A 24710-nucleotide genomic window follows, 5' to 3' on the forward strand; every position below is an offset into this window, starting at 1 on the left:
AATGAAGATTAAACTGCTTTTAGTCCTGTTATTCGTTTCATTAATTCCTTCGTTGGAGTTAGCTGCACAGGGTTACAGGATTAAAACAATTGTAATCGATCCCGGTCACGGCGGCAGAAAACCGGGTGCATCTGGAAAGATCTCCACAGAAAAGGCTATTGCCCTTAAGGTAAGTCTCAAGCTCGGTGAAAAAATTAAAGAAGCCCTCCCGGATATCAAAGTGATCTACACCCGGAAAACAGATATTGACGTAGACTTATACAGAAGGGCAGAAATTGCAAATGATGCGGGGGCCGATTTATTCATTTCCATACATTGCAACTCTATGCCTCCCGGGAACAAACATATAAAGGGGGTTGAAACCCTGGTCGCCGGATCACATCGCCTAAAAGAGCAAGACGCCGCCATTCGTGAAAATGCCGATATTAAACTTGAAAAAAACTATAAAAGTAAATATGATGGCTACGACCCATCCAATCCAAGTTCATTTATTCTTTTATCACTTTTAAAAAACACCTTTCGGGATAAAAGCATTAAATTTGCCAAACTTATTCAAAATGCCTACATCAGTCGCGATGAACGTGCCAGCAGAGGCGTTAAAGAGCAAGGTGTGCTGGTGTTGCAAAGATGTGGCATGCCGGCTGTATTAACTGAAATTGGTTTTATTTCCAATGCTGAAGAAGAGAAATACATTTACTCAGCTAAAGGACAGGATGAAGTTGCCAGTTCTATTCTGGAGGCCATTAAAACCTATAAAAAAAACATTGAGGTGAAATAACGGTAGTAATAATCCAGTAAGTGCAAACAAAAACAAAAAATTATAACACAAAATCAAACAAAACCGGTGCAGTTAGCATTATGTAATTAAAATTACATATTTAAGCACCATAAACAAAATGTGCGCTCTAACAAGTTTTAAAGTATTAATTTTAGCGCTTGTTGCCATTAAATAAAACACTCATGAAGATTAAGAACGAAACCAAAGTAGGGATATTAGCTGCTTTTGCCATTGCTTTATTAATAATTGGATATAATTTCCTCAAAGGAAACTCCATTTTTTCAAGCGAAACCACACTTTTTGCACGTTACACCCGAGTGGATGGCTTAACTGTTTCAAAGCCTGTTTTAATTAACGGTTACCAAATTGGCAGGGTAGCTAAACTTCAACTCGAACCTGGAGGTACCATCCTGGCCACATTAAGCATCAATAGCAAATATGATATTCCTGAAAATAGTATTGCCCGTTTAGAAGGTACAGATTTATTAGGAAGTAAGGCCATCGTAATGTCTTTGGGAAACTCCAAAAAAATGGCTGAAGACGGATTCACACTAAATGCCAATGTAGAAAAAGGATTGATGGAACAGGTTCAGCCGGTTCAAAAGAAAGCTGAACTGATTATTGGTAAAATGGATTCCATTCTGAGCAGCGTGAATTCTATTTTAAATCCGAACTTCCAGAAAAATGTAGACAGAAGTTTCAACAGTATCGCAGGAACCCTGGCTTCGCTGGAAAATACTTCGAAAAAAGTGGACGGTCTGGTTGGTTCTGAAAGTGCGCGTATCGAAGCCATCTTTAAAAATGTTGAAGGAATTACTGCTAATTTAAATAACAACAATAAAAAGATCAGCGACATTTTAACCAATATCAATACCGTTACCGATAAATTTGCTGCAGCTAATTTTAAAGAAACATTAGATAATGCAAACAATGCGATTGCAGATTTGCAAAGTGTTATCGCAGGAATTAAAAATGGAAAAGGTAGCTTGGGGCAATTACTAACGGATGATCAGATGTATAACAACCTGAATAATGCATCCAAAAACCTCGATGCTTTGATGATCGATTTAAAAGCCAACCCAAAACGCTACGTACACTTCTCTGTATTTGGCGGCGGAAATAAGGATAAATAAAAAAACAAGAAACTCATTAGTAAAAGAGAAAGGCTTGTGATTAGAAATCACAAGCCTTTCTCTTTTATCGTCATTATCAAGTTCAGTCTAGAGCTGAAAAGTTCTTCCCTCCACTGCAAGTTCCGTATTTTCAAAAACGGATTCAGTTTCTTCCAGCAGCATTTGCAGTGTTTTATACCGTGACGAAAAATGACCAATGATTAATTTTTTTACGCCATTAATTTTAGCAACCTCTCCGGCCTGCAAAGCAGTGGTATGATGCGTTTCTGTTGCCCGCTCTAACAGGTCATGCATAAAGGTCGCCTCGTGATACAGCGTATCACATCCCTTTATCACGTTAAAATACCGCTCATCATAAATGGTATCAGAGCAGTAGGCGTAGCTTCGTGGTGGGTCGGCAGGCGTAGTATAATCCTCGCTCTTCAGGATTTGACCATCAGGCAATTCCACGTCCATTCCCTTTTTTAACGCGGTATAATAGGCCATCGGAATTTCATCAGTCTTCTCTTTAATCAGCTTCCGTTGTCTTTGCTTCTGTTGAAAAAGAAACCCGGTTGTCGGAATACGATGGTTTAGAATAATCGTTTTAACCACCAGATCCTGATTCTCAAAAATTTGCCTTGGCTCATCTGCCTCTATCGGCATGAATTCAATTTGATACCTTAAAACAGTATCAGAGTACCTCAACTGAATCTCCAGGATTTCTAATAAAGCTTTAGGACCAAAAATCTGCATAGGCTTCACCCTGCCATTCAGGTGTAAACTCGAAAGCAAACCAATCAAGCCAAAATAATGGTCGCCGTGTAAATGGCTGATAAATATATAATCGATCCGTGCAGCTTTTAGATTGTACCTGGTAAGCTGTTGCTGTGTACCCTCTCCACAATCAATTAAGTAGTATTTTTCGTTACAATTTAAAAGCTGTGCAGATGGATTCCGGTTATAAACCGGTGTCGCCGAACTACTTCCAAGAATCGTAACTTCAAATTTCATATGGGTATGATGTAAAAAGCCTCGTAAATTTTAACATTACGAGGCTTTAGTATTATTTAAATCAATAACTATTTTTCGCCTCTGAATTCCTTTTCTAATTCATCCATAAAAATGAAATCCGTTGCTTCCTCCAATGTATTAACAAACGTCACAGATTGAAATATGTTTGACAATTCGATAATCGGTGCAATTTCATCATTGATGCCGGTTACAATGAAAAGTCCGTTAACCGATTTGCACAATCTGTCTCCAACCAGTAAGCAACTTAGGTCCTGGGCATCATTGCATTCCTTAACATGGCTCAAATCAACAATGATATTCTTAAATCCTTCTGCATTAAGGAGGTATAATTCAGATTTTAATCCAGGTGCGTTATCATTTGTAAACCTTGGTTCTTTAAGCTTTAAGGTTACGTATTTATCATGTTTATCTACTGAAAACTTCATCTCTTCTAATCTTTATTGTACTAAAGTATAAAAATTTAAAGGGTTTCCAAAGCTTTTAAAACATTGGCTTCAATCCGGCTGGAAATGCTATCAGCATCAGCTTTTACAAATTTTTCACCTACTATCTGCTCGTAAAGTTCAATATACCGCTCCGAAATGGAGCTCACAATTTCCGGAGTCATTTCCGGGATCACCTGTCCATCTTTACCCTGAAAGCCATTCTCAATTAACCACTTCCTCACAAACTCTTTCGAAAGTTGTTTTTGGGGTTCATCAGCAGCCTGGCGGGCTTCGTAACCTTCAGCGTAAAAGTATCTTGATGAGTCAGGAGTGTGAATCTCGTCAATCAGGTAAATCACGCCGTCCGCTTTTCCGAATTCGTACTTGGTATCTACCAGTATCAGTCCGCTTTTCGCTGCAATCTCAGTACCACGTTGGTATAGTGCGTAAGTATAGTGCTCTAATTTTTCATAATCGGTAAGTGAAACAATTCCCCTGGCTAGGATATCTTCTTTCGAAATATCTTCATCATGCCCTACTGACGCTTTGGTAGTTGGTGTGATGATGGGCTGAGGCAGTTGATCATTTTCCTTCAATCCATCAGGCAAGGCAACACCGCAAACCTTACGTTTGCCAGCACTGTACTCACGCCAGGCATGTCCGGCAAGGTAACCTCTGATAACCATTTCTACTTTAAAAGGCTCGCAGATACGTCCAATTGTCACCATCGGATCTGGTACAGATAAAACCCAGTTCGGCACAATATCCTGTGTGGCAGCTAAAAACTTCGCTGCTATCTGGTTTAATACCTGTCCTTTAAAGGGAATGGCTTCAGGTAATACCACATCAAATGCAGAGATACGATCGGATACAACCATTACCATAAATTGGTCTGCGATAGTATATACATCGCGTACCTTCCCTTTATAAAAACTACTTTGATTCGGGAAATTAAAATTGGTTTCTTTTTGTGCTTTCATGAGGCAGTAAAAATAGGAAAAAAACCTTACTTACTGAATATCTCCATAAGCTTTCAGGATGTCTTTAACCAGTTTATGACGCACAACGTCTTCTCCGCTCAGGTAAATAATGTCTATGCCTTTAATGTCTTCCAGAATCCTTAAACCATTAAACAGACCCGACATTTGTTTCTTAGGCAAATCTACCTGCGTTACATCGCCGGTTACAATAAATTTAGCCGTTGGCCCCATACGGGTTAAAAACATTTTCAGCTGCATATCTGTAGCATTCTGAGCTTCATCAAGGATTACAAAACAGTTATCTAAGGTTCTTCCCCGCATAAAAGCCAGTGGTGCAATCTCGATGGTCCGGTTTTCAATGTAGAATTTCAGCTTTTCTGCAGGGATCATATCATCCAGGGCATCGTAGAGTGGGCGTAAATAAGGGTCGATCTTTTCCTTTAAATCGCCTGGTAAAAAGCCCAGGTTCTCCCCTGCCTCAACCGCCGGACGAGTCAAAATAATCCTTTTAATTTCTTTATTCTTTAAAGCCCTAACTGCAAGCGCTACAGCTGTATAGGTTTTACCCGTTCCAGCAGGGCCAATAGCAAACAGGATGTCATTTTTGGCAATACTGCTCACCATTCTGCGCTGATTTGCTGTTCTTGCTTTCACCAATAAGCCATTTGTTCCAAAAACAATCACTTCACCACCACCACCAGTCGGCGCTTCCACTTCCTTTTTTGCCACACCATTTGCCTTGGCACCCAAAATAGTTTCCACATCGTTATTGCTGAGCGAACTGTACTTTTCCAGGTGTGCCACCAGCTGATTAAATTTCTCCTCGAAAGACTTAAGTTCCTGCTCGTCACCAAGTACCTTAACATCACTTCCTCTCGCCACCAGTTTTAGCTTGGCGAAGGCACCTTTAATCATTTCATAATTCTCGTTATTAGCCCCCCAAAAATGAGCAGGATTTACGGTATCCAGAGTTAATTTTAATTCGTTCAAACTATAGTATTTTAAAAAGTTATCGGGCTATATTAATTAAAATTTGAATATTTGCACTCGCTTATGCCTCTACACAAGAATAAGCAATTATAATGAATTTTTAATGGGGATAATTACTTTAACAACAGATTTAGGATCAAAAGATTTTTATCAGAGTGCACTAAAAGGCAGTCTGCTGAGTCTTATGCCTAACGTTAATTTAGTTGATATCACCCACGAAGTTCCATCATTTAACATTTCCTATGCTGCATTTGTATTAAAGAATGCCTACCCCTACTTTCCTAAAAATACAGTACATTTAATCGGCATCGATTCCGTATACAGCGAAAACACAAAATACATTGCCATTAAACATCGCGATCACTTTTTTGTAGGCGCAGATAACGGCATATTCTCACTGCTTTTTGATGATGTTCCGGAAGATGTTGTAGAACTGAACATTATGCAGGACCTGAAATATCTCCACTTTCCACTGGTTGATATTTTTGTTAAAGCAGCTACTCATCTGGCAAAGGGCGGAAAGTTAAAAGACATCGGAATACCTGTAGCAGAGATTGAGCAAAAGATGCTTCTGCACCCTGTTATCGAGAAAGATATCATCCGCGGTAGTGTGATTTATATTGATACATTTTGTAATGTGATTACCAACATCACGAAAGACCTGTTTACCAGAATTCAAAAAAACCGCGACTTTACGCTTTACTTTAGAAAAAGTGAAACCATTACGCAGCTGAGCTGGCACTATAATGAGGTGCAGGAAGGTGAAAAGCTTTGCTTGTTTGGGATCAGTAACCATCTTGAAATTGCCATCAATAAAGGCAAGGCAAGTGGCTTGCTAGGCCTGCATCTGGGAGATATTGTGCGCGTAGAGTTTCACTCTTAAAACAACTGCTCACCTTTTCACGTTTATACCTCATGAATAAATTCTTTTATCTTCTTTTTGTTCTGTTGCCGGCATTTCAGGCTATGGCTCAACAGGATACATCAGCTTTTTCTGCACAGCGTGCTAAGGTTAATGCTATGCTTGCCGAACGCAGCGCCAAATTTGGTCAGTATGATGAAAGTTTAAATCAGCGAAGCGGGATATTCGGCTGGCAAACCAAAAAAGACATTAAAAATTCCAATGAAATTTTGCGTCAGGTAGTTTTAACCGATAATAATATTTTCAAGGAACTGAAAGTGCTGATGGAGTACAAAGATTTGCAAAACCAGCAAAAGGTTGCAGTGGCCGATCATTCACAGGAAAGGATCCAAAGCTATATGCGCAATATCAAAAAGCTGCAAGATGAGAATGAAGCGCTCAGAATCAGGTCGACAAGTGCCGGAAGCAGTCCCGCAAATTACATCATCGTATTTTTGCTGCTGGTGATGGCCGGCGGCTTTTATTTTTTCAACAGAAAACTTAAAGCAATAAAGTGAAATGAAAAAGGGATTATTTAAGGCTTTGGCTAAAGTCAATAAGTGGATACTGCCAAGTTTATATAAAAAAGACCCGGCGAAATTGACAACATTCCAGAAAGCGATATTGGGTTATCGTTATTGGATTACTACGAATGCTTTAGATTAAGAAAGGCCAACTTCCCAGTTGGCCTTAAAAATTCAATCAGCACATTTCAAATCGTTTCCCCAAATGACGAAACCATTTATTTCTTGAAGTGCTCAATAATTAATGTGGCAAGTTCTGTACCAATACGTTCCTGGGCTTCGTTAGTCGAAGCGCCGATATGTGGCGTTAACGAAATCTTCGGATGCGTTAAAATCGCTGCCAGTGGCGTCGGTTCATTATCAAATACATCTAAACCGGCAAAGGCAACTTTACCAGAATCTAAAGCTTCAATTAAGGCAGGTTCATCTATTGTACCACCACGTGAGCAGTTTACAATACCAACTCCATTCTTCATTTTAGCAAATTCTTCAGCGCCCAGTATAGGCTTATCTGCAAATGGTGTATGTAAACTAAAGAAATCACTTCCGGCAATTACTTCATCCAATGATACCGTTTTAACCGGAATGCTGACGGATTTACCACCCTGAAATTCTAATGTAATTTCAGACTCAGAAGGATATAAGTCATAAGCCAGTACATTCATACCAAGACCCAGGGCTACTTTAGCAGTAGCGCGGCCAATACGTCCGAAACCAATAATGCCAATGGTTTTACCACTTAACTCGGTTCCTTTAGCATAAGATTTTTTCAGGTTATTAAACTGAGTTGCCCCCTCAACAGGCATTTTGCGGTTAGCATCCTGTAAAAACCTGATTCCGGTAAACAGGTGTGAAAATACCAGCTCGGCAACTGATAATGATGAGGCTGCTGGTGTATTAACTACAGCTACACCCTGACTACGGGCATAATCTACATCAATATTATCCATACCAACACCACCACGTCCAATCAACTTAATGTTCGGAACTGCATCTATAAGTTCTTTTCTAACTTTGGTAGCACTACGTACCGTAATGGCATCGTAGTTTTTCAAAGCTTCGCTCAACTGATCCTGCGGAATGGTTTCCGTGTCCACCTGAAACCCAGCTTTTTCCAGTAATTCTTTTCCAATGGGATCTATTCCATCGTTCGCTAATATCTTAATCATATCGTTTATTCACTGAATAAATTCATTAAACCGGCTGATGTGCCAGATCAATTATCTCCTAAAATTTTATTAATTTGCTTTTGCCTGGTTTTCTTCAAATGCCTGCATGGCGTCGATTAATGCATGTACGCTGGTAATCGGCAAAGCATTATACATAGAAGCACGGAAACCGCCAACACTTCTGTGTCCTTTGATTCCTACGATACCTTGCTCTTCAGCATACTTCAGGAATGGTTTTTCCAATTCAGCATTTTCCATTACAAAGCAAATGTTCATTCTTGAACGGTCTTCCACGGCACAAGTGCCTTTAAATAATGGATTACGGTCAATTTCTCTGTATAATGCTTCTGCTTTAGCTTTATTTTCTTTTTCAATTTCGGCAACACCACCTTTTGATTTTAACCAGCGTAAATTCAACAATGCGGTGTAGATAGAGAAAACCGGTGGCGTATTATACATGGAATCATTATCAATATGAGATTGATAATTTAACATCGAAGGAATTTTACGATCAGTTTTACCTAAAATTTCATCTTTAACGATAACGATTGTCAACCCAGCAGGACCAACATTCTTTTGCGCACCAGCATAGATCAAATCAAATTTTGAAACATCAATCACGCGGCTCATGATATCCGATGACATATCGCTTACCACAGGAACATTAGTTACCGGCACCTCAAAAAGCTCAGTACCATAAATCGTGTTGTTCGAGGTGTAGTGAAAATAAGCACTATCTGCAGGGATTTCAAAATCCTTAGGGATGAAGGTATAGTTCGACTCTTTAGAAGATGCTACAACATTCACGTTGCCAATAAATTTAGCTTCTTTTAAGGCCTTAGTGGCCCAAACGCCCGAATCTAAATAACTTGCTGTTTGCCCCTCGCCCAATAAGTTCATTGGAACCATTGCAAACTGTAAACTCGCACCGCCTTGTAAAAATAAAACGGAATAACCCGATGGCACATTTAGTAACTCCTTTACCAATTTATCTGCTTCAGCAACAACTGCCTCAAACTCTGTTGTTCTGTGTGAAATTTCTAAAATTGATAATCCATCGTTAAAATCTAAAACTGCCTGTGCAGCTTGTTTAAACACTTCTTGAGGTAAAATACAAGGGCCTGCGCCAAAATTATGCTTCATCTTATTATATAATGTTTTATGGCCGTAAATGTAAAATTTTTAAAGGAGTTCTGACTACAAAATCGTATCATAAAAAATTAAATTTTGTTAAAAAACAACCGGATATTGATGTATTTATTGCGGTTTTTGTAATTAAAACGTTTAACCTTATTTTTCCTTTTTTTGCACCATTTAGAGTAGAAACACAGAACTTTCCCCATTAAGCATGGATAGTTGTGCATAGGTTTTTCAGTATAACAATTACATCTGCCTAGGGCTTCAGTTTCACAATGAGCTTTAAATTGAATTGCCTGCCAGTAAGGTAATTTGGAATGGCATATTGTACATTGTCAACATCTTTAAGCCATAAATATGAAACTGTATTGTTGATATTCAGCATATTGAAAACCTCGAAAAATAGAATAACAGAATTAAAGTTTTTATCGAGAAATTTAGGTTTGTGAAAGGCAGCATCATCCAGGAAGTCCTTGGAGAAACCAATGTCCACACGCTTGTAAGATGGAATGTAAAACCTGTCCAGATATCTTGCCGTTTGTGGCGGCCCGATTGGCAATCGTGAGCCATAGAGTGCATTCAGATGTACTTTATAAGTCGGGCTGTTTAAAAGTCTGTCTTGAAAAAAGATCGAGAAATTAATTCTTTGATCCGTAGGGCGCTTTAAATAGCCCGGGTAAACCATTTTTCCATTATCAACATAGCTATCTCCGATGATATCCTCGTTGGCGTGCATCACCGACATTCTGAAATACGACACCAGATCTTTCACAAACTCACCGCCAATACTGAAATCGGCCCCGTAAGCGAAACCTCTGGAAACTTCATTGGCCAGATACTTGATTCGCAGGTTATCAATTTTATAGGGAATAAGACGATCAGAATATTTGAAGTAAGCTTCAGAGGTAAATTTCAAACGGGTACCAAATGCATCAAAGGCATAATCATATCCTAATGAGGTGTTATATGAACTTTGTGCCTTTTGGGTAATGTTCAACTTTCCGGAGAACTCACGAATGGTTCTGTAAGATGGTGGCTGCTTGTAAACACCCGCCGTAAAACGCAAAATTTTATTGTTTGAATTTGGCCGGTATGCGATTAATAACCTCGGGCTAATCAACAGCTGCCTGCTTAACGAACTATATGTAGCACGTGTTCCTAATTGAAGTTCTGCATAACTGGAAAGTGTATAACTATCCTGGATATAAGCACTATAATTTTTAATATCAATACTATTTTCTACATTGATTACATTCTGGAGTACAATATTCTTTGACTGAACAGGTAAAATATAGCCGGCAGAATCAGTGTAGTTATACTCATTCAACTTGTCGTTATATTTTGACTGATCAAACTTTAAACCCCAGGAAAACAAATGATTATTAAAATTTTGATCAACCTTTACCTCAGATGCAAGGGTCTGCGTATTTAAACTGTTTCGCCCATAGTTGTAATAGCTGCCAATACCTTTGTTTTTGGTCACCATACCAAAGTTCTCTCCTGTGAAATCAGGATCTATTTCATCAAAAATATAGCTCCCATCAATATCAAACCGTTCCCTTTCAACTGTATTGAAATAGCTGTTTATGAATTTAATGACCAGATTGGGCTGGGGAGAATAGGTTGCCGTGACGGCCGAACCCAACGTTTGATAATCATCAATTTCCTGCCCAGCATAGTCAACGTTTAACCTTAATGTATTGGCTAATGTGCCGAATTGTGTTTCCCGGTTTGTGGGTACAAGTTTAAATTGTCCCATGTTGATGTTACCCAGAAAACTAAGATTGAATTTTGGCGAAAAATTATACTGGTAGAGCAGTTGAACATCTCCGAAATTAGGATTGTAGCTCCCCTTTTCATCCTGCTTAATGAGTACATTCGAATTATTTTTATACCTGATCCCGGCTAGTAAGAAACTTTTTTTTGCCAGCCGTTTAGCAGTCAGCGATGTATTAAGGAGACTGGTACTTAAAATTAGCTGGTTGCTATCTGGTCTGTCGTATTTAATATCAAGCACCGACGACAGTTTATCTCCGTAGCGAGCTTCGAAGCCTCCGGCAGAAAATTTTGCCTTACTCACCAGTTCGGCGTTGATGAAACTTAAACCCTCCTGCTGACCATTTCTGATTAGCACCGGCCGGTTGATCTCTACATCATTAATGTAAATCAAATTTTCATCGAAATTACCTCCGCGCACACTATACTGTGCGCTGAGTTCATTATTGGTGGATACACCGGGTAATGTTTTAAGCATTGTTTCGAAATTGCCCGATACCAGTGGCATTGAAGCAACATCAGAAATATTGATGGTGGTGGTATTGCTCAGCTGGTTTTGTTTAGTAGTAATATTTACCTGTTCAAGCTCATTGATATTGGCTACCAGACTAACCTGCCGGTTAATCCTTGCTCCTGAATGTTCATCAAACTTTAAGGTTTGCTGCTGATAACCCAGTAAAGAATATTTGATGCTGAATGTTTTCGAACTTGAATAAATGGTGTAAACCCCAAACTCATCAGTTACAGTCGACTGGGCCTGACCTAATACAATTACGGTAACCTGTGATAAAGGTAATTTCTCCTCATTGTAAACAATGCCTGACACCCGTACCAGGGGCTGAGCAATGCCAACGCTGCAGCAAACGATCAAAAGAAAAAAAGTTAGCCGGAGTCTGAGCATCTTTTTAATACAATATCAGGTTATTTACGCAAATTGAACCCAGCTGACAGTAGTTAACTAATTAGTCAACTGAACCGAAGGTTAAGCACTTAACCGGTTAAGCGCCTGGCTTTTCATTTTGGAAATGGTATCTGCGGGATTTTCTGTGGCAAAAATCGCATTTCCTGCAACGAAGGCGGTTGCACCCGCCGCTACCAGTGCGGCAATATTCTGCACCCCTACACCACCATCAACCTGAACAACCAGGTCATCATTTATTCCTGCCGAAAGTTGTTTCAGATCCTGTAATTTTTTGTAAGTATTAGGTATAAATACCTGACCGCCAAAGCCTGGATTTACCGACATAATCAACACTAAATCCAGATCGCCAATAATATCACCTAACAAGGCAACAGGTGTGTGTGGATTTAAAGCTACTCCCGCTTTACATCCCGATGCCTTGATCAGTTGTATGGTTCGGTGTAAATGGGTGCATGCTTCATAGTGTACGGTAATCCGGTCTGCACCTGCTTTAGCAAAATCCTGAATGTATTTATCGGGCTCAATGATCATCAAATGAACATCCAGTGGTTTAACAGCGTGTTTTTTTACCGCTGCCATCACCGGGAAGCCAAAAGATATATTTGGCACGAACACACCATCCATAACGTCGACATGAAACCAGTCAGCATCACTTCTGTTGATCATTTCAATATCTCGCTGCAAATTGCCGAAATCGGCAGATAGTATGGATGGGGCAATAATCTTTTTCATTCAAATCAGTTGTTTTCGTCATTGCTTCGTGCCGCGCAACAACGGGTAAATTGTATATATAGTAATAAGGCAAGTTACAAAATCCTAATTAAACAAAATAACCATAAACAAAAAAAGCCCTTTCAGCTTTATTCTGAAAGGGCTAATCTTTTCTCCCGACTGCGGAATCCCGCCGCCTGAATTTTATTTATGCTTGCGGAGCAGCAGGTTTTTCTGGTCTTGGTAATAAAACTTTACGTGAAAGTTTCATTTTACCTTGTTTATCGATGTCTAATAATTTAACTTCAATTTTATCACCTTCTTTCAATACACCATCCATCGTTTCTAAACGCTGCCATGAAATTTCAGAGATATGTAACAAACCATCTTTACCTGGCATAATCTCAACAAATGCACCAAACGGCATAATTGATTTTACTTTACCCTGGTAAACTTCACCAATTTCCGGTTTCGCAACGATAGCACGAATTCTCGAAACTGCCGAATCAATTGCCGCTTTATTGTCAGCGAAGATCTCAACATTTCCTTTACCATCAACCTCTTCAATAGAGATAGAAGCGCCGGTTTCACGTTGCATTTCCTGAATGATTTTACCGCCTGGGCCGATTACAGCACCAATAAATTCTTTATCAATAACTAAAGAAACGATACGTGGAGCATGTGGTTTGTAATCCTCATTTGGCTGGCTGATCGTTTTCTTCATCTCGTTTAAGATGTGTAAACGACCCTCTTTAGCTTGAAGTAATGCCTTGGTTAAAACTTCGTACGATAATCCGTTGATTTTCAAATCCATTTGACAGGCAACAATACCGTTCTCAGTACCTGTTACTTTAAAGTCCATGTCGCCTAAGTGATCTTCATCACCAAGGATATCAGAAAGGATTGCATATTTACCGGTTTTCTCATCAGTGATTAAACCCATTGCAATACCCGAAACCGGAGATTTGATTTTAATACCTGCATCCATTAGTGCTAATGTACCAGCACAAACAGTTGCCATAGATGATGATCCATTAGATTCTAAAATGTCAGATACTACACGGATGGTATATGGATTTTCAGCACCCTGAGGTAACACTTTTTTCAATGAACGTTGTGCCAATGCACCGTGGCCAATTTCGCGGCGACCAGCACCTCTGTTTGGTCTAACCTCACCTGTTGAGAAACCCGGGAAGTTATAGTGCAATAAGAATTTCTGATAACCATTGAAGAAAGCACCATCAATCATTTGTTCATCATCCTTGCTTCCTAAGGTAACTGATGTTAATGATTGAGTTTCACCACGTGTAAAAACTGCCGATCCGTGTGCTGCAGGTAAATAACCTACTTCGCTCCAGATTGGACGGATTTCAGTGGTTTTACGGCCATCTAAACGGATACCTTCATCTAATAACAGATTTCTGATGGCATCGTACTGTACATCATGGTAATAATGTTTAGCCATTGCTTTCGTCAAATCTGCAGTATCTTCAGGCATTGCCTCAAAAAACTCATTGATGATATTGGTAAAACCAACTTTACGCTCATCTTTATTTGAGCCCGACTTTGCTACAGCATATACTTTATCGTAAGTATCAGCGTAAACTTTAGCTTTTAAATCAGCATCGTGATCTTCGTGGCTATATTCGCGTTTTACAGTTTTGCCTGTAGCTTCTGTTAATTCAACCTGAATGGCGCATTGAACTTTAATTGCATCATGTGCAAATTTCAATGCCTCAACCATTTCATCTTCCTGAATTTCATCACACTCGCCTTCAACCATGCCGATATCGTTTGCTGAACCAGCAACCATAAATTCTAAAGTTGCACGCTCTAAATCGCTGGCGTATGGGTTGATTACCAACTTACCATCGATTTTAGCAACACGAACTTCAGAAATCGGACCGTTGAAAGGAATATCTGAAACAGATAATGCAGCTGATGCAGCTAAACCAGCTAAACAATCAGGCATGATATTTTTATCAGCAGAAATTAATGAAATCATCACCTGGGTATCAGAGTGATAATCACTAGGGAACATCGGACGTAAAGCCCTGTCTACCAAACGTGAGATTAAAACCTCGTAGTCCGATAATCTTGCTTCACGACGTAAAAAGCCTCCTGGAATACGGCCTGTAGCCGCATATTTTTCCTGATAATCAACTGATAAAGGTAAAAAGTCGGTACCTGGTTTTGCACCTACAGTAGATACAACTGTAGCCAATAACATGGTGTCGCCCATTTTAACTACTACCGAACCATCGGCTTGTTTCGCCAGTTTACCAGTTTCAATTTCTACAATTCTGCCATCGCCCAAATCGAACGATTTTTTTATTACATTCATTTAAATAGAATTATGATGTGTTTTCCTCTTTCTACACACCGTTGTTTATATATGTTTTTGTTTTTGCTAACGAAGATAAGATTAAAAATTCCTATCTATAAAATTCAGGCAAAAATATTTTAAGGTAAATTAAAAAGCCATTCCCTAAAGAATGGCTCTCGCTGATAAAATTCGCTTATTTTTGTTTAATGATATCTCTCAACTGTAAAGTTTTGATGATAGCACGGTAGCGCTCAATATCTTTTTTGTATAGGTAAGCCAAAATACCGCGGCGTTTACCTACTAATTTTTGAAGTGACAACTGTGTAGAGAAATCTTTACGATTTTTCTTTAAGTGTTCTGTTAAGTGCGCAATACGGTATGTAAATAACGCTACCTGACCTTCAGCAGAACCAGTGTTGGTTTCTACTTCGCCGTGTTGTTTAAAGATTTCGGCTTTCTTTTCTGGACTTAAATACATTTCTTGAATAATATTAAAGCAATAAAAATTAATTAATTGTGGCGCAAAGATAAAGTATTTTTCTGTATTAACAAAGTAGAGTGAATTGTTTAATGGATGAGTTGTTTTAAGCGATTACAAATAGAACGAATACCTTACTTTTGCACAAAACATTTACCTTGGAAAAGAATCAATTTAGCATTTTCGAAAGCGAGCTGCGCGTACGGCCTGATGATATAGACATGTTTAACCATGTTCACAACAGTAAATACTTAGATTATGTACTTGCTGCCCGTTACGAGCAAATGGAAAAATTTTATGGTATGCCCTGGGAACACTTCACCAATCAGGGTTTGGGCTGGGTGGTAAGCCGCGTAGATATTAGTTTCAAGCGTCCTCTGTTAATGAACGATTTGATGCTGATTAGAACCGGGATTTTAACCATGCAGGAGAAAGGTTGTTCAGTACAGTTTGAAATTATCAATAAAAAAACCGGAAAAGTGTCTTCCGATGGTATCTTTGATTATGTGCTGATCGATTTGAACACTGGCCGCGGAACCAAAGTTTCTGCAGAAATGATTGAGGCCTACAGTATCTAGTTATTACTACAATTTAATGCTAACAATATGTCACAGTCACTAAAGACACCGGGCAAATTATCTTCTTTTTTTAGTTTACTCGTACAGTCAATAAAGGGTAATGAAGTCGATCTGACATCCATTAGCATCAAGCGTGCGATCATTTTACTCGCTATTCCAATGATGCTAGAAATGGCCATGGAATCTGTTTTCGCGCTCGTTGATTTATATTTTGTCGGACACCTGGAAAACAGTAGTTATGCCATACAAACGGTTGGACTAACGGAATCCGTACTCACCATTATTTATTCCCTCGCCATTGGTTTAAGCATGGCAGCTACTGCTGTTGTAGCCAGAAGAATTGGGGAGAAAAATCCTGATGCAGCTGCAAAGGCAGGTATGCAAACCATTGTTATTGCCGTGGTGATCAATATCATCATCAGCATATTAGGTTTAATTTACGCTGGTGATATTTTGCGCGTGATGGGTGCCTCCAGCGAAACGGCTCATCATGGCACCCCTTTCGTACGCATTATGATGGGCGGAAGCATCATCATTGTATTACTGTTTCTGATCAACGGAATATTTCGCGGTGCAGGCAATGCCGCCATCGCCATGAGAAGTTTGTGGATCGCCAATATCGCTAACATCCTCCTCTGCCCTCTTTTAATTAATGGTTTCGGGCCCATTCCGGCCTTTGGATTAACAGGCGCCGCAATTGCCACTACTATTGGACGTGGCCTTGGAGTCATATATCAGGCATATCAGCTATTCAATGGAAAAAATGCCCTTAAAATACGTGTCAGCCATTTTATTCCTGATTTTAGCCAGATCAGGGCCATTGTTAAAATTGCTGCACCTGCTATCTTTCAGTTTGTCATAGCGAGTTGCAGTTGGGTCTTTCTGGCAGAACTAGTGGCCACGACAGGTGGCGATGAAGGTTCGGCAGGATACCAGACAGCCCTGCGTTTAATGATGTTTTTTATGCTGCCCGCCTGGGGGCTGAGTAATGCAGCTGCTACGCTGGTGGGCCAGAATCTGGGTGCCGGCCATATAGAGCGTGCTGAACAATCGGTTTTTCAGACCCTAAAATATATTATTATTTTCATGGCCACCGTAAGTGTGGTATTTTTGACCTGCGGGCACCTCTTCGCTTCGTTTTTTACATCAGATCTGGCCGTAATTGCGATTGCAGGAAAGGCGCTAAAGATTTTGAGTATCGGTTTTGTAATTTATGGTGCAGCTATGGTGTTTAGCAGTGCATTCAATGGTGCAGGTGATACCTGGACGCCAACCAAGATTAATATATTTGCATTCTGGTTGTTTCAGATTCCACTGGCTTATTTCTTGGCGAAGTATCTCGAATTCGGACCCACTGGTGTTTTTATTGCAATTCCCACAGCTGAGGCAGGTATAGCCCTTGCAGCCTTTATCCTGTTCAAAAAAGGCAAATGGAAGAAAACCATGGTATAGGTAATTAACCGCAAAGGCACCCCTGACAGCTAAGTCTTTCGGGTGCCTCTGCGGTATGGAAATGACTAATATAAAATTTCTCCCATATATTTGCTGGTCGAAACAGATTCACGGTTATCGGCGATAAACGCAACCCAGATGTGGAATTTTTTTCCTTTTAGTGCAGTCGCAATTTCCAGTTGTTCTAATCCGGCTTTGCGCTTCGCGCCGCTGTACAATACAGCAGCTTTACGTCTCTCTAAGCAATATGCTAGGATCATCACCTGATCGCGGTTTCGGATCAGTGAATCTCCAAGCAGATTTACCCACTGAACCTCAATACCCTGCTCATTATCCTTTACAGAAATTTCCTCCGGCATTTCGAGCTTCCCGTAAGTGACGGCAATCCTGCTGTAGTCAAGCTGGTCATCGGCATTGAATGCATGCTGCATATTGTATGACTTTGCTGCGTTATGCGCAGATAGATTTCTACTCCGCGCCTCAAGATTAAAACCAGTTCGGATAAACTCCTGTACAGGAGACATAAATTCCTGCAAATCCCTGAACTTCTTTCTACATTTGTTCTGCTTAACAGAACTCTTTTTGTTTTTTGTGCTGGGCTTTGGTAATGCCCTGATCACCCATTTCCCGTTTTGCGGGTAGCCAACTACGGTTCCAACCTTTCCGCGGAAACCTCCATTAATGCCGTCATTCAATACTGCCATAATACATAAATTTAAAAATTAATAATAATATTATGGGATGATCATACTAATATAAGCAATGGTTTTCAATTAGTTAACATTTTCTTCAAACTTATTTCACTATTTGGTCGGAGTTCAGTCGGGTACAATTGTCACAAGCCCGACCAAAGTCCGACCAAAGCCCGACTTAACAGCGACGCAGGTATTAGCAGTGGCAGGAAAATATATCTTTAAATGAGCTCACAAAACATAATTTTTTTAATACTTTAGACCTCAGTGCATACAGGAATTTACGCTAATCCGTTATTCTGATGGAACAAAACATTAAACCTAAAACCAGTACCATGGCTCACAGTCCTTTTAAACAAACCTATTTTCACGGAACAAAAGCAGTTTTAAAAATCGGTGAATACATTACAACAGGCATCAGTTCTAATTACGGACAAAATAAAAATGCAAAGTTTATTTACCTGAGTGCAACACTTGATGCGGCCGTTTGGGGGGCGGAACTTGCTTTGGGGGATGGAAGAGAGCGGATTTATCTCGTGGAGCCCACCGGGCCCATCGAAGATGATCCTAATCTTACAGATAAAAAGTTCCCGGGTAACCCAAGTCTCTCCTATCGTTCCAAAGATCCTTTTAAAGTTGTGGGTGAAATTACAATCTGGGCGGGCCATCCGGATGATCAGGTAAATACCATGAAGATGCACTTGGCAAAACTAAAGGATGATGGTATCGAAGCCATTGAAGATTGATGACATAATATTTTAATCCTGGTGCATTAGCCTGTTGCATTTCTGATATAATAAAAAAGCTGCCCCCACATGGAGACAGCTTTTCAATGAAGGAACCAGATTTAAATTAGTCCGGTTTTTCGTTGTTATAGATCCGAAGTACCTCATCCGCACTGAGCGCTTTGTTATAATACCTGATGTCATCCAGTGAACCCCGGAAATAAGCAGCACTGGAATAATAGAACGGACTCGATGTATCTGTGAAGTTGAGTGTGCTTTTCGGAAGGATCTGGCCAATTGCCATATTTACGGGGCTAGTCAGGTGAAATGCTGTACCTGAAGCACTTTCTGTTCTGGTTTGAACACCATCCACATAGAAAGTAATTGCGCCATTCCCTGCTGTAACCACTGCATGGTGCCAGGCGCCAACGGTCATCTTCCCGGGGTTACTATCCCGGTCGTAAGTTCCCGAGGTGGTTTTCAATGTCATAAACAGAAAATTATCCGATTGCAGCTGAAATTTAAATCCGTTCCATTTATTTAATGAAACCATGTAATTATCTGCGTTGGCTTCTTTTACATTGACCCATAAACTCATGGTGAGCTGGTCGGGGTTTAACGAAGCGGTATAGGGTATTTCAATATATGCGCCATTATCAAACGCATAGGCATTCGCCTCACGTCCAAAACGATCGGCGGTAGCAACAGGAAGTCGCCCCCCGTCACTGTGATTCGCCGCGTTTCCTATAATTCCTGTCATCAGCGTTCCGTCATGACCGTTTGAAGTAGCATCCTGAGCATTACCACTAAAAAGCCATTTGGCAATAAGGTTCGATGCTGCCACTTCCTCAATTCTCCTTGCGCTGAAAGCGGTGGCCACTCTTCTTAAATTTGCTAATGCGTTATTTACTTCCTGTTGAGTAAAGGCTCCTGCGTTTACATTAACAGCCAGATCGAGTGCAGATTTCAGCTCGGCACGGGCCTGCTTTGGGTATTGACCGATATCGTGTCCTTCAACACTACTATTGTACACCCGTGACAGCGAGTCAGCCAGTTGAGTGAGCCCTGATTTATTAGAAGCATAATCAGGTACTTCCACATCGTCTTTACAAGATGAAATGAGAAAGAGCAGCGAACATAAGGTCAAACAATACCTGGTATATCTGTGAATATTAGCGTTCATTTTCATTGTGATTAAAGTTTTCCGTTAGCATTTAGTTCTGTTTGAGGGATAGGAAAGAACCTGTTCGTGCTATAGTTGAAATTTGGTGCACCAGGTTTGAGTGCAGATTCAGCAAAGGCCTGTCCATAACGCATCACATCAAAGAATCTGTGAAATTCCAGCGCCAGCTCCGAACGTCGTTCCCTGCGGATGATATCTCTTAACTGTGATTGGTTTACAACCGTTACCGGTGCGAGTAAACCAGCGGGTGCTGTTCCGGAAAAGTTTTTACGTGCCCGTTCGCGGATACGGTTCAATGGTACTAATGCTGCCGTAGACTGGCCCGACTCATTTAAGGCTTCAGCTTTGATGAGTAATATATCTGCAAACCGGATAGCCTCGTAATTCAGGTTACCATCATTTTTAGTAGTCACCGGCACCTCACTTATCGGCTGGATATGTTTTTTTGAAAGGTAACCTGTGGTAGTCCATGATGCATCAAAGCTGTTATCGTAATAAGGTTTGCCCGCCCTGGCCAGTGTTAAATCGAGCCTGGGATCATTGGGTTCAAAATTATCGACCAGACTTTGCGTTGGGAAAAAGGTTCCTGCACCGTTAAGTGCCCTCGGTGCAAACCAGTAATTTAATGAGTTGCCTTGTGATGGTTGGGCCCCACGACTATGCCATACCGAGAAAATCGCTTCATTATTCGTTTTTGCACCAGAATTAAAGTTATCTGCAAAATTGTCTGTAAGCATATAGCCCAGTGCTTCTACCTGTTCGCTGAATTGAATAGCCTGAGGATATTTATTCTGAAAAAGGGAAACCTTGGCCAGCAATGCCAGTGCGGCTCCTTTAGTTGCCCTTCCCTGATCAGTAGCCGATTCCCACTTTGAAGGCAGCCCGGCAGCAGCCTCAGTGAGGTCCTTTTCAATCTGGGTGTATACCTGTGCCTGTGGTGTAGCGGCGAGTGCTGCATCTTCAAGTGTTGCTACTTTCAACCGCAAGGGAATATTGCCGTAAAAATTCGTCAGCATAAAGTAGTAATAGCCACGCAGAAACTTTGCCTGCGCCAGAATTTGTGTTTTAACCGCTTCCGATACGTTAGTATTATCGGAAGTGAGCCCACCGGTAACGACATTACAGCGGTTAATGCCATCGTAATATCGTGCCCAAAGAGATTGTACAGCGGCATTTCCCGGCAGAATATTGTACAGATCAATGGCAGTATAGTCAGCCTGTTCTCCTGCATTTCCACCAATAATGGCATCATCAGTTGCCACGTCGCCCAAAACCCACACCGGATTAGAAGCGGCGTCGGTAAAAGTTAGCGGAATATAAGCGGCATTAACTGCAGTTCTTGCGGTAGCATCATTGCTAAAAAGGTCTGAGTCCGAGTAATAGCCCAGTGCCGGCTGATCCAGAAATTTCTTGCATCCGAGGGTTGAACACGTTAATGCGATAAAGGATAATATATATAGTTTTTTCATCAGATTAGAAATTAAGATTAAGACCAAGCGTATAAATTCTTGCCGAAGGATAAGTTCCCCAGTCAATCCCTACAGCGCGTACACCATCTCCCTGGCCGTTACTGCTGGTATAAATTTCAGGATCCAGACCCGTGTATTTCGTAAATGTCAATAAGTTTTGACCGCTGGCATAAACCCGCATTGAAGCGATTTTTAAGGCCGACAATATTTTGGGGCTTAAGGTATAACCTATCTGTAAATTTTTTAGTCTCAAATAAGAGCCATTTTCCAGAAATCTGGTTGAAGGTCTTTTATTGTTTGTAGAAGAAGCCGAGCTCCAGGTAAGGCGCGGAAACTCATTGGTACTGCCCGCTCCGTTCCAGCTTCCGGTGGCAATGCGCTCAGTGATATTAAAGGCGCGGTAAAAGCCTTCAATATCGGTAGCTACCTGATTATACAGTTTATTGCCGTAAGCGCCCTGAAAAAATACACTCAGATCAAATTGCTTGAATTTCAGATTGCCTGTAAAACCATAGGTTAATTTCGGAATCGGACTCCCGGCGAATTCTCTGTCTTTCTCATCGATAAGGCCGTCTCCATTCGAATCTTTATATTTTACATCTCCAGGTTGAATTCCGGCGCCCTGATAGGCATGGGTGAAAATATCCAGATCATTCTGGAAAATACCTTCCATAGGAAGCAGGTAAAAAGCGCCTATGGGCTGTCCAACAGTAGTCAATGTAGCATAATACTCATTGTCAATCCTGCCTCCTACAATTGGCGAACCAGCTAATGAAAGTACTTTATTATTTAAAGTAGCCACATTTCCTGATACATCAAAACTCCAGTTCTCTGCAATTTTTCCACGGTAGGAAACCTGTAGTTCAATGCCCTGATTACGGACTTTTCCGGCATTGACATATGGGCTGCCACCTCCGCCAGCACTTGGTGGCAACGGATTGGCAAAAAGAATATCAGAATTATCCCGGATGAAATAGTCGGCATTCAGCTGAAGTGCATTGTCGAAAAATGCCACATCCAAACCAAAATTGCTTTGTGTGCTGGTTTCCCAGGTAATGTTGCTGTTTCCTCTCGAGGTGAGGGAGTTTCCGATTACAGGTGTGCCGCCAAATGGATAGAAGCCTACAAAGGAATTCAGTGAGGTATAGGCATAATTACTGATTTCCTGATTTCCGGTCTGCCCGATGCTTGCCCGCAGTTTCAGCATCGATAGTGGTTTAAAATTCTTTAAAAAAGATTCCTGATCTAACCTCCAGCCAATTGAGCCGGCATAGAAGTTACCATACCGGTTTGCAGGATTCAGGCGCGAAGACCCATCCCGGCGAACGGTAAAGCTGGCAAGATATTTTTCAGCATATTGATAATCGGCCCGTCCAAACAAGGAGAACAATGCCCATCGGGATTCGTTCTCTCCATTCTGCTGTATGCCAATTCCATTATCCAGGTACTGGAAATCTGCAGATTGATTTGGAAAAATTGACCTTGAAGCAGAGAGGCCGTTAGTGCGGCTTTTGATACTTTCCGATCCGGCCAGGAAGTTAAATGTATGGTTGTCGCCCAGTTTAAGGTTATAAGTCAGGGTATTGGTCCAGTTATAATCCAACTGGTTAGCATTTGAGCGGGCTAAACTACCAGGTGAGTTCTGTGCGCGATCTCCCCAGATTTTAAAAAACTGCTTAAAGTCGGTGATGACCAGCGTACCACCGAGGGTAGTACGGAACTTTAAACCTTCGAGAATTTTAGCCTCCAGAAATACGTTACCAAGCATGCTATAGGCATTATTGTTTCTGTCAAAGTTATCCGCATATCCTACCGGATTCAATCCATCCCCAAAAAAAGCGGGATTATCCGGAAGGTCTACATAATCTCCGTTGGGTTTAAACACGGGTGTAGCCGGCGTGCGGAAAAGCGCATAACGCATCACACTGGCGCCCTGGTTTCCGCTTCCGAAACCATCGCCTGAGGCTCCTACCTGCCGGGTGCGTGCATAAGAAAGGTTAAGGTTTAGGCCTGTAGAAAATATTTTCGATAGTGTACTGTTTACGGCAGTCCTCAGATTAAACCTATCATAAGCACTGTTATTGATCAAACCATCCTGTTTGTAATAGTTTGCCGCTACCAGGTAGTTACCTGTTTCATTTCCGCCATCTACAGAGAGGTTAGTATTGTTGATCAATGCGGGTTTAAGAACCTCCTTTTGCCAGTTTACGTTCGGAAGACCAGCTATCAAAGTAGCTGGTATCTGCGTTCTGCCGTCTGCCATAGCAGCGGTGTTAAATGCTGCAACGTACTGTTCGGTATTGGCCATTTTAATCAAATCGCCATGTACCTGTACACCTGTATATTGCGACAGGTTGAAATGTGATTTTCCTGATTTTCCCTTTTTCGTAGTGACAACTACTACGCCATTAGATGCCCGGGCACCGTAGATTGAGGCCGAAGAAGCATCCTTTAGAATACTGATACTTTCAATATCTGTTGGTGAAATCTGGTTAATGCCTGATGTACTTGGCACGCCATCGATCACATAGAGCGGATTGTTATTGTTAATGGTTCCGATACCGCGAATACGCACAGCAATACCTTCACCAGGAGCGCCTGTGCCTTGTGTTACAGAAACCCCGGCAGCTTTTCCCTGAAGTACCTGATCAACACCCCCAACCGGCATATTGTCGATATCCGATGATCTGATTTGAGATACGGCTCCCGTAAGGTCTTTCTTTTGCTGGGTAGAATAACCCGTAATCACAACATCGTCTAACTTCTGGCTGGATGGAACAAGGGTTATTGAAAGCTCACGCTGGGTTCCGGGTGTAACTGTTTTAGTGATATATCCGATAAACAATACCTGAATGCTGCTGTTTTTAGCTGGCAGATTGATGGTAAACTTTCCATTTTCATCAGTAGTGGTTTTAACAGGTTTTCCTACAACCTGTACAACAGCGCCTGGAACAGGAAGATTTTTTTCATCGCGTACAGTACCTTTCACTACGATAGCCGTCGTATCTGATGATTTGGATGAGGAAGTGTTGGTTAGGTTGTTACCTGTACTGGCCGGAGCGGCTGATCTTCCAGAGAGAGGATTGGGAGGCGTTTTTACTGGAGTTTCTGGTATGGATTGCGTCTTCGGGACAGTATCTGGTGGATTAACTGGCCGGGAAGTACTGTCCGTTCGGCGCCGGACTGTATCTGTTTTGATTTGAGCCTGCGCACCTGCGGCTAGAGAAAACAAGGCCAGAAAGAAAATTTGCCTTTGTATAGGTAGCTTCATAGAATAAATAAAGTGTTAATGATTCTCGATAGTAGCTACTATACAAACAAAGCTCATATAATGTTTGACCATAATT

22 protein-coding genes are annotated in these 24710 nt (G+C 41.0%); 8 read left to right on the top strand and 14 right to left on the bottom strand.

From position 1 onward, the window contains the following. Position 1 precedes the first annotated feature (1 nt). Both R2Q80_RS09795 and R2Q80_RS09800 read left to right on the top strand, forming a co-directional pair. The gene (locus R2Q80_RS09795; RefSeq protein ID WP_316799425.1) at positions 2 to 778 is read left to right on the top strand and encodes an N-acetylmuramoyl-L-alanine amidase; all 777 of its coding nucleotides are present in this window, start codon (positions 2 to 4) and stop codon (positions 776 to 778) included. Between the two features lie 182 nt (positions 779 to 960). After that, a complete protein-coding gene (locus R2Q80_RS09800; RefSeq protein WP_047797857.1) occupies positions 961 to 1911 on the top strand; it encodes an MlaD family protein in 951 nt (316 codons plus the stop codon). An 87-nt stretch (positions 1912 to 1998) separates the two neighbouring features. Here the strand turns inward: R2Q80_RS09800 and R2Q80_RS09805 are convergent, their stop codons facing one another. The 4 genes from R2Q80_RS09805 to R2Q80_RS09820 all read right to left on the bottom strand — a co-directional run bounded on the left by R2Q80_RS09805 (position 1999) and on the right by R2Q80_RS09820 (position 5320). Continuing rightward, positions 1999 to 2904: a ribonuclease Z gene (locus tag R2Q80_RS09805; protein ID WP_316799426.1), complete on the bottom strand. Its 906-nt coding sequence runs from the start codon at positions 2902 to 2904 to the stop codon at positions 1999 to 2001. Positions 2905 to 2972: 68 nt separating this feature from the next. Further along, a complete protein-coding gene (locus R2Q80_RS09810; RefSeq protein ID WP_316799427.1) occupies positions 2973 to 3350 on the bottom strand; it encodes an STAS domain-containing protein in 378 nt (125 codons plus the stop codon). A 35-nt stretch (positions 3351 to 3385) separates the two neighbouring features. Next, positions 3386 to 4330, bottom strand: a complete 945-nt coding sequence (locus R2Q80_RS09815; RefSeq protein ID WP_316799428.1) for a phosphoribosylaminoimidazolesuccinocarboxamide synthase — start codon at positions 4328 to 4330, stop codon at positions 3386 to 3388. Positions 4331 to 4360: 30 nt separating this feature from the next. Continuing rightward, on the bottom strand, positions 4361 to 5320 hold the full coding sequence (locus R2Q80_RS09820; RefSeq protein WP_316799429.1) for a PhoH family protein: 960 nt from the start codon (positions 5318 to 5320) through the stop codon (positions 4361 to 4363). Between the two features lie 103 nt (positions 5321 to 5423). On the opposite strand from R2Q80_RS09820, the gene R2Q80_RS09825 reads away from it, so the two are divergent. From R2Q80_RS09825 to R2Q80_RS09835, 3 genes are read left to right on the top strand one after another with little or no spacing between them, the layout of a single operon-like run. Beyond that, positions 5424 to 6203: an SAM-dependent chlorinase/fluorinase gene (locus R2Q80_RS09825; RefSeq protein ID WP_316799430.1), complete on the top strand. Its 780-nt coding sequence runs from the start codon at positions 5424 to 5426 to the stop codon at positions 6201 to 6203. A 32-nt stretch (positions 6204 to 6235) separates the two neighbouring features. Continuing rightward, positions 6236 to 6739, top strand: a complete 504-nt coding sequence (locus R2Q80_RS09830) for a hypothetical protein (protein WP_316799431.1) — start codon at positions 6236 to 6238, stop codon at positions 6737 to 6739. Between the two features lies 1 nt (position 6740). Continuing rightward, entirely contained in the window at positions 6741 to 6887 is a 147-nt protein-coding gene (locus R2Q80_RS09835; RefSeq protein WP_316799432.1) for a hypothetical protein, read from the top strand. Positions 6888 to 6963: 76 nt separating this feature from the next. On the opposite strand, the gene R2Q80_RS09840 is transcribed toward R2Q80_RS09835, so the two are convergent. The 6 genes from R2Q80_RS09840 to rpsO all read right to left on the bottom strand — a co-directional run bounded on the left by R2Q80_RS09840 (position 6964) and on the right by rpsO (position 15264). Beyond that, entirely contained in the window at positions 6964 to 7914 is a 951-nt protein-coding gene (locus R2Q80_RS09840; RefSeq protein ID WP_316799433.1) for a D-2-hydroxyacid dehydrogenase, read from the bottom strand. 69 nt (positions 7915 to 7983) lie between these two features. Continuing rightward, positions 7984 to 9057 (bottom strand): 3-phosphoserine/phosphohydroxythreonine transaminase, encoded by a 1074-nt coding sequence (gene serC, locus R2Q80_RS09845; RefSeq protein ID WP_316799434.1) that lies wholly within the window; start codon positions 9055 to 9057, stop codon positions 7984 to 7986. Positions 9058 to 9307: 250 nt separating this feature from the next. Further along, positions 9308 to 11728 carry a TonB-dependent receptor gene (locus R2Q80_RS09850; protein WP_316799435.1) on the bottom strand — a complete coding sequence of 807 codons (2421 nt, stop codon included), beginning with the start codon at positions 11726 to 11728 and terminating at the stop codon, positions 9308 to 9310. An 81-nt stretch (positions 11729 to 11809) separates the two neighbouring features. Then, complete coding sequence (rpe, locus tag R2Q80_RS09855) at positions 11810 to 12481, bottom strand: ribulose-phosphate 3-epimerase (protein ID WP_316799436.1); 672 nt, start codon at positions 12479 to 12481, stop codon at positions 11810 to 11812. Positions 12482 to 12668: 187 nt separating this feature from the next. After that, positions 12669 to 14804: a polyribonucleotide nucleotidyltransferase gene (gene pnp, locus R2Q80_RS09860; protein ID WP_316799437.1), complete on the bottom strand. Its 2136-nt coding sequence runs from the start codon at positions 14802 to 14804 to the stop codon at positions 12669 to 12671. Positions 14805 to 14979: 175 nt separating this feature from the next. Beyond that, positions 14980 to 15264, bottom strand: coding sequence for a 30S ribosomal protein S15 (rpsO, locus tag R2Q80_RS09865; protein ID WP_047797868.1), 285 nt, complete (start codon positions 15262 to 15264; stop codon positions 14980 to 14982). Between the two features lie 158 nt (positions 15265 to 15422). Here rpsO and R2Q80_RS09870 point away from each other — a divergent pair, with 158 nt between their 5' ends. Both R2Q80_RS09870 and R2Q80_RS09875 read left to right on the top strand, forming a co-directional pair. Beyond that, positions 15423 to 15842, top strand: a complete 420-nt coding sequence (locus tag R2Q80_RS09870) for an acyl-CoA thioesterase (RefSeq protein WP_316799438.1) — start codon at positions 15423 to 15425, stop codon at positions 15840 to 15842. Positions 15843 to 15869: 27 nt separating this feature from the next. Continuing rightward, complete coding sequence (locus R2Q80_RS09875; RefSeq protein ID WP_316799439.1) at positions 15870 to 17294, top strand: MATE family efflux transporter; 1425 nt, start codon at positions 15870 to 15872, stop codon at positions 17292 to 17294. A gap of 65 nt (positions 17295 to 17359) precedes the next feature. On the opposite strand, the gene R2Q80_RS09880 is transcribed toward R2Q80_RS09875, so the two are convergent. After that, entirely contained in the window at positions 17360 to 17998 is a 639-nt protein-coding gene (locus R2Q80_RS09880) for a DUF6266 family protein (RefSeq protein ID WP_316799440.1), read from the bottom strand. Between the two features lie 323 nt (positions 17999 to 18321). Between R2Q80_RS09880 and arr the strand changes: the two genes are divergently transcribed. Beyond that, positions 18322 to 18732, top strand: a complete 411-nt coding sequence (arr, locus tag R2Q80_RS09885) for an NAD(+)--rifampin ADP-ribosyltransferase (RefSeq protein ID WP_410478735.1) — start codon at positions 18322 to 18324, stop codon at positions 18730 to 18732. A gap of 106 nt (positions 18733 to 18838) precedes the next feature. On the opposite strand, the gene R2Q80_RS09890 is transcribed toward arr, so the two are convergent. The 3 genes from R2Q80_RS09890 to R2Q80_RS09900 are packed head-to-tail and all read right to left on the bottom strand — an operon-like array spanning position 18839 to position 24634. After that, positions 18839 to 19894, bottom strand: coding sequence for a LamG domain-containing protein (locus R2Q80_RS09890; RefSeq protein WP_316799442.1), 1056 nt, complete (start codon positions 19892 to 19894; stop codon positions 18839 to 18841). An 11-nt stretch (positions 19895 to 19905) separates the two neighbouring features. Continuing rightward, a complete protein-coding gene (locus R2Q80_RS09895; protein WP_316799443.1) occupies positions 19906 to 21363 on the bottom strand; it encodes a RagB/SusD family nutrient uptake outer membrane protein in 1458 nt (485 codons plus the stop codon). 4 nt (positions 21364 to 21367) lie between these two features. Next, positions 21368 to 24634, bottom strand: a complete 3267-nt coding sequence (locus R2Q80_RS09900; RefSeq protein ID WP_316799444.1) for a TonB-dependent receptor — start codon at positions 24632 to 24634, stop codon at positions 21368 to 21370. Positions 24635 to 24710: the final 76 nt, after the last annotated feature.

The organism is Pedobacter frigidisoli (assembly GCF_032678525.1).
Classification (GTDB): domain Bacteria; phylum Bacteroidota; class Bacteroidia; order Sphingobacteriales; family Sphingobacteriaceae; genus Pedobacter; species Pedobacter frigidisoli_A.

Bases quoted from the DNA above. Each gene is read 5' to 3' on its own strand.
- R2Q80_RS09795 (WP_316799425.1), top strand. From the start codon at position 2: ATGAAGATTAAACTGCTTTTAGTCCTGTTATTCGTTTCATTAATTCCT.
- R2Q80_RS09800 (WP_047797857.1), top strand. From the start codon at position 961: ATGAAGATTAAGAACGAAACCAAAGTAGGGATATTAGCTGCTTTTGCC.
- R2Q80_RS09805 (WP_316799426.1), bottom strand. From the start codon at position 2,904: ATGAAATTTGAAGTTACGATTCTTGGAAGTAGTTCGGCGACACCGGTT.
- R2Q80_RS09810 (WP_316799427.1), bottom strand. From the start codon at position 3,350: ATGAAGTTTTCAGTAGATAAACATGATAAATACGTAACCTTAAAGCTT.
- R2Q80_RS09815 (WP_316799428.1), bottom strand. From the start codon at position 4,330: ATGAAAGCACAAAAAGAAACCAATTTTAATTTCCCGAATCAAAGTAGT.
- R2Q80_RS09825 (WP_316799430.1), top strand. From the start codon at position 5,424: ATGGGGATAATTACTTTAACAACAGATTTAGGATCAAAAGATTTTTAT.
- R2Q80_RS09830 (WP_316799431.1), top strand. From the start codon at position 6,236: ATGAATAAATTCTTTTATCTTCTTTTTGTTCTGTTGCCGGCATTTCAG.
- R2Q80_RS09835 (WP_316799432.1), top strand. From the start codon at position 6,741: ATGAAAAAGGGATTATTTAAGGCTTTGGCTAAAGTCAATAAGTGGATA.
- R2Q80_RS09840 (WP_316799433.1), bottom strand. From the start codon at position 7,914: ATGATTAAGATATTAGCGAACGATGGAATAGATCCCATTGGAAAAGAA.
- serC (WP_316799434.1), bottom strand. From the start codon at position 9,057: ATGAAGCATAATTTTGGCGCAGGCCCTTGTATTTTACCTCAAGAAGTG.
- R2Q80_RS09850 (WP_316799435.1), bottom strand. From the start codon at position 11,728: ATGCTCAGACTCCGGCTAACTTTTTTTCTTTTGATCGTTTGCTGCAGC.
- rpe (WP_316799436.1), bottom strand. From the start codon at position 12,481: ATGAAAAAGATTATTGCCCCATCCATACTATCTGCCGATTTCGGCAAT.
- pnp (WP_316799437.1), bottom strand. From the start codon at position 14,804: ATGAATGTAATAAAAAAATCGTTCGATTTGGGCGATGGCAGAATTGTA.
- rpsO (WP_047797868.1), bottom strand. From the start codon at position 15,264: ATGTATTTAAGTCCAGAAAAGAAAGCCGAAATCTTTAAACAACACGGC.
- R2Q80_RS09875 (WP_316799439.1), top strand. From the start codon at position 15,870: ATGTCACAGTCACTAAAGACACCGGGCAAATTATCTTCTTTTTTTAGT.
- R2Q80_RS09880 (WP_316799440.1), bottom strand. From the start codon at position 17,998: ATGGCAGTATTGAATGACGGCATTAATGGAGGTTTCCGCGGAAAGGTT.
- arr (WP_410478735.1), top strand. From the start codon at position 18,322: ATGGCTCACAGTCCTTTTAAACAAACCTATTTTCACGGAACAAAAGCA.
- R2Q80_RS09890 (WP_316799442.1), bottom strand. From the start codon at position 19,894: ATGAACGCTAATATTCACAGATATACCAGGTATTGTTTGACCTTATGT.
- R2Q80_RS09895 (WP_316799443.1), bottom strand. From the start codon at position 21,363: ATGAAAAAACTATATATATTATCCTTTATCGCATTAACGTGTTCAACC.
- R2Q80_RS09900 (WP_316799444.1), bottom strand. From the start codon at position 24,634: ATGAAGCTACCTATACAAAGGCAAATTTTCTTTCTGGCCTTGTTTTCT.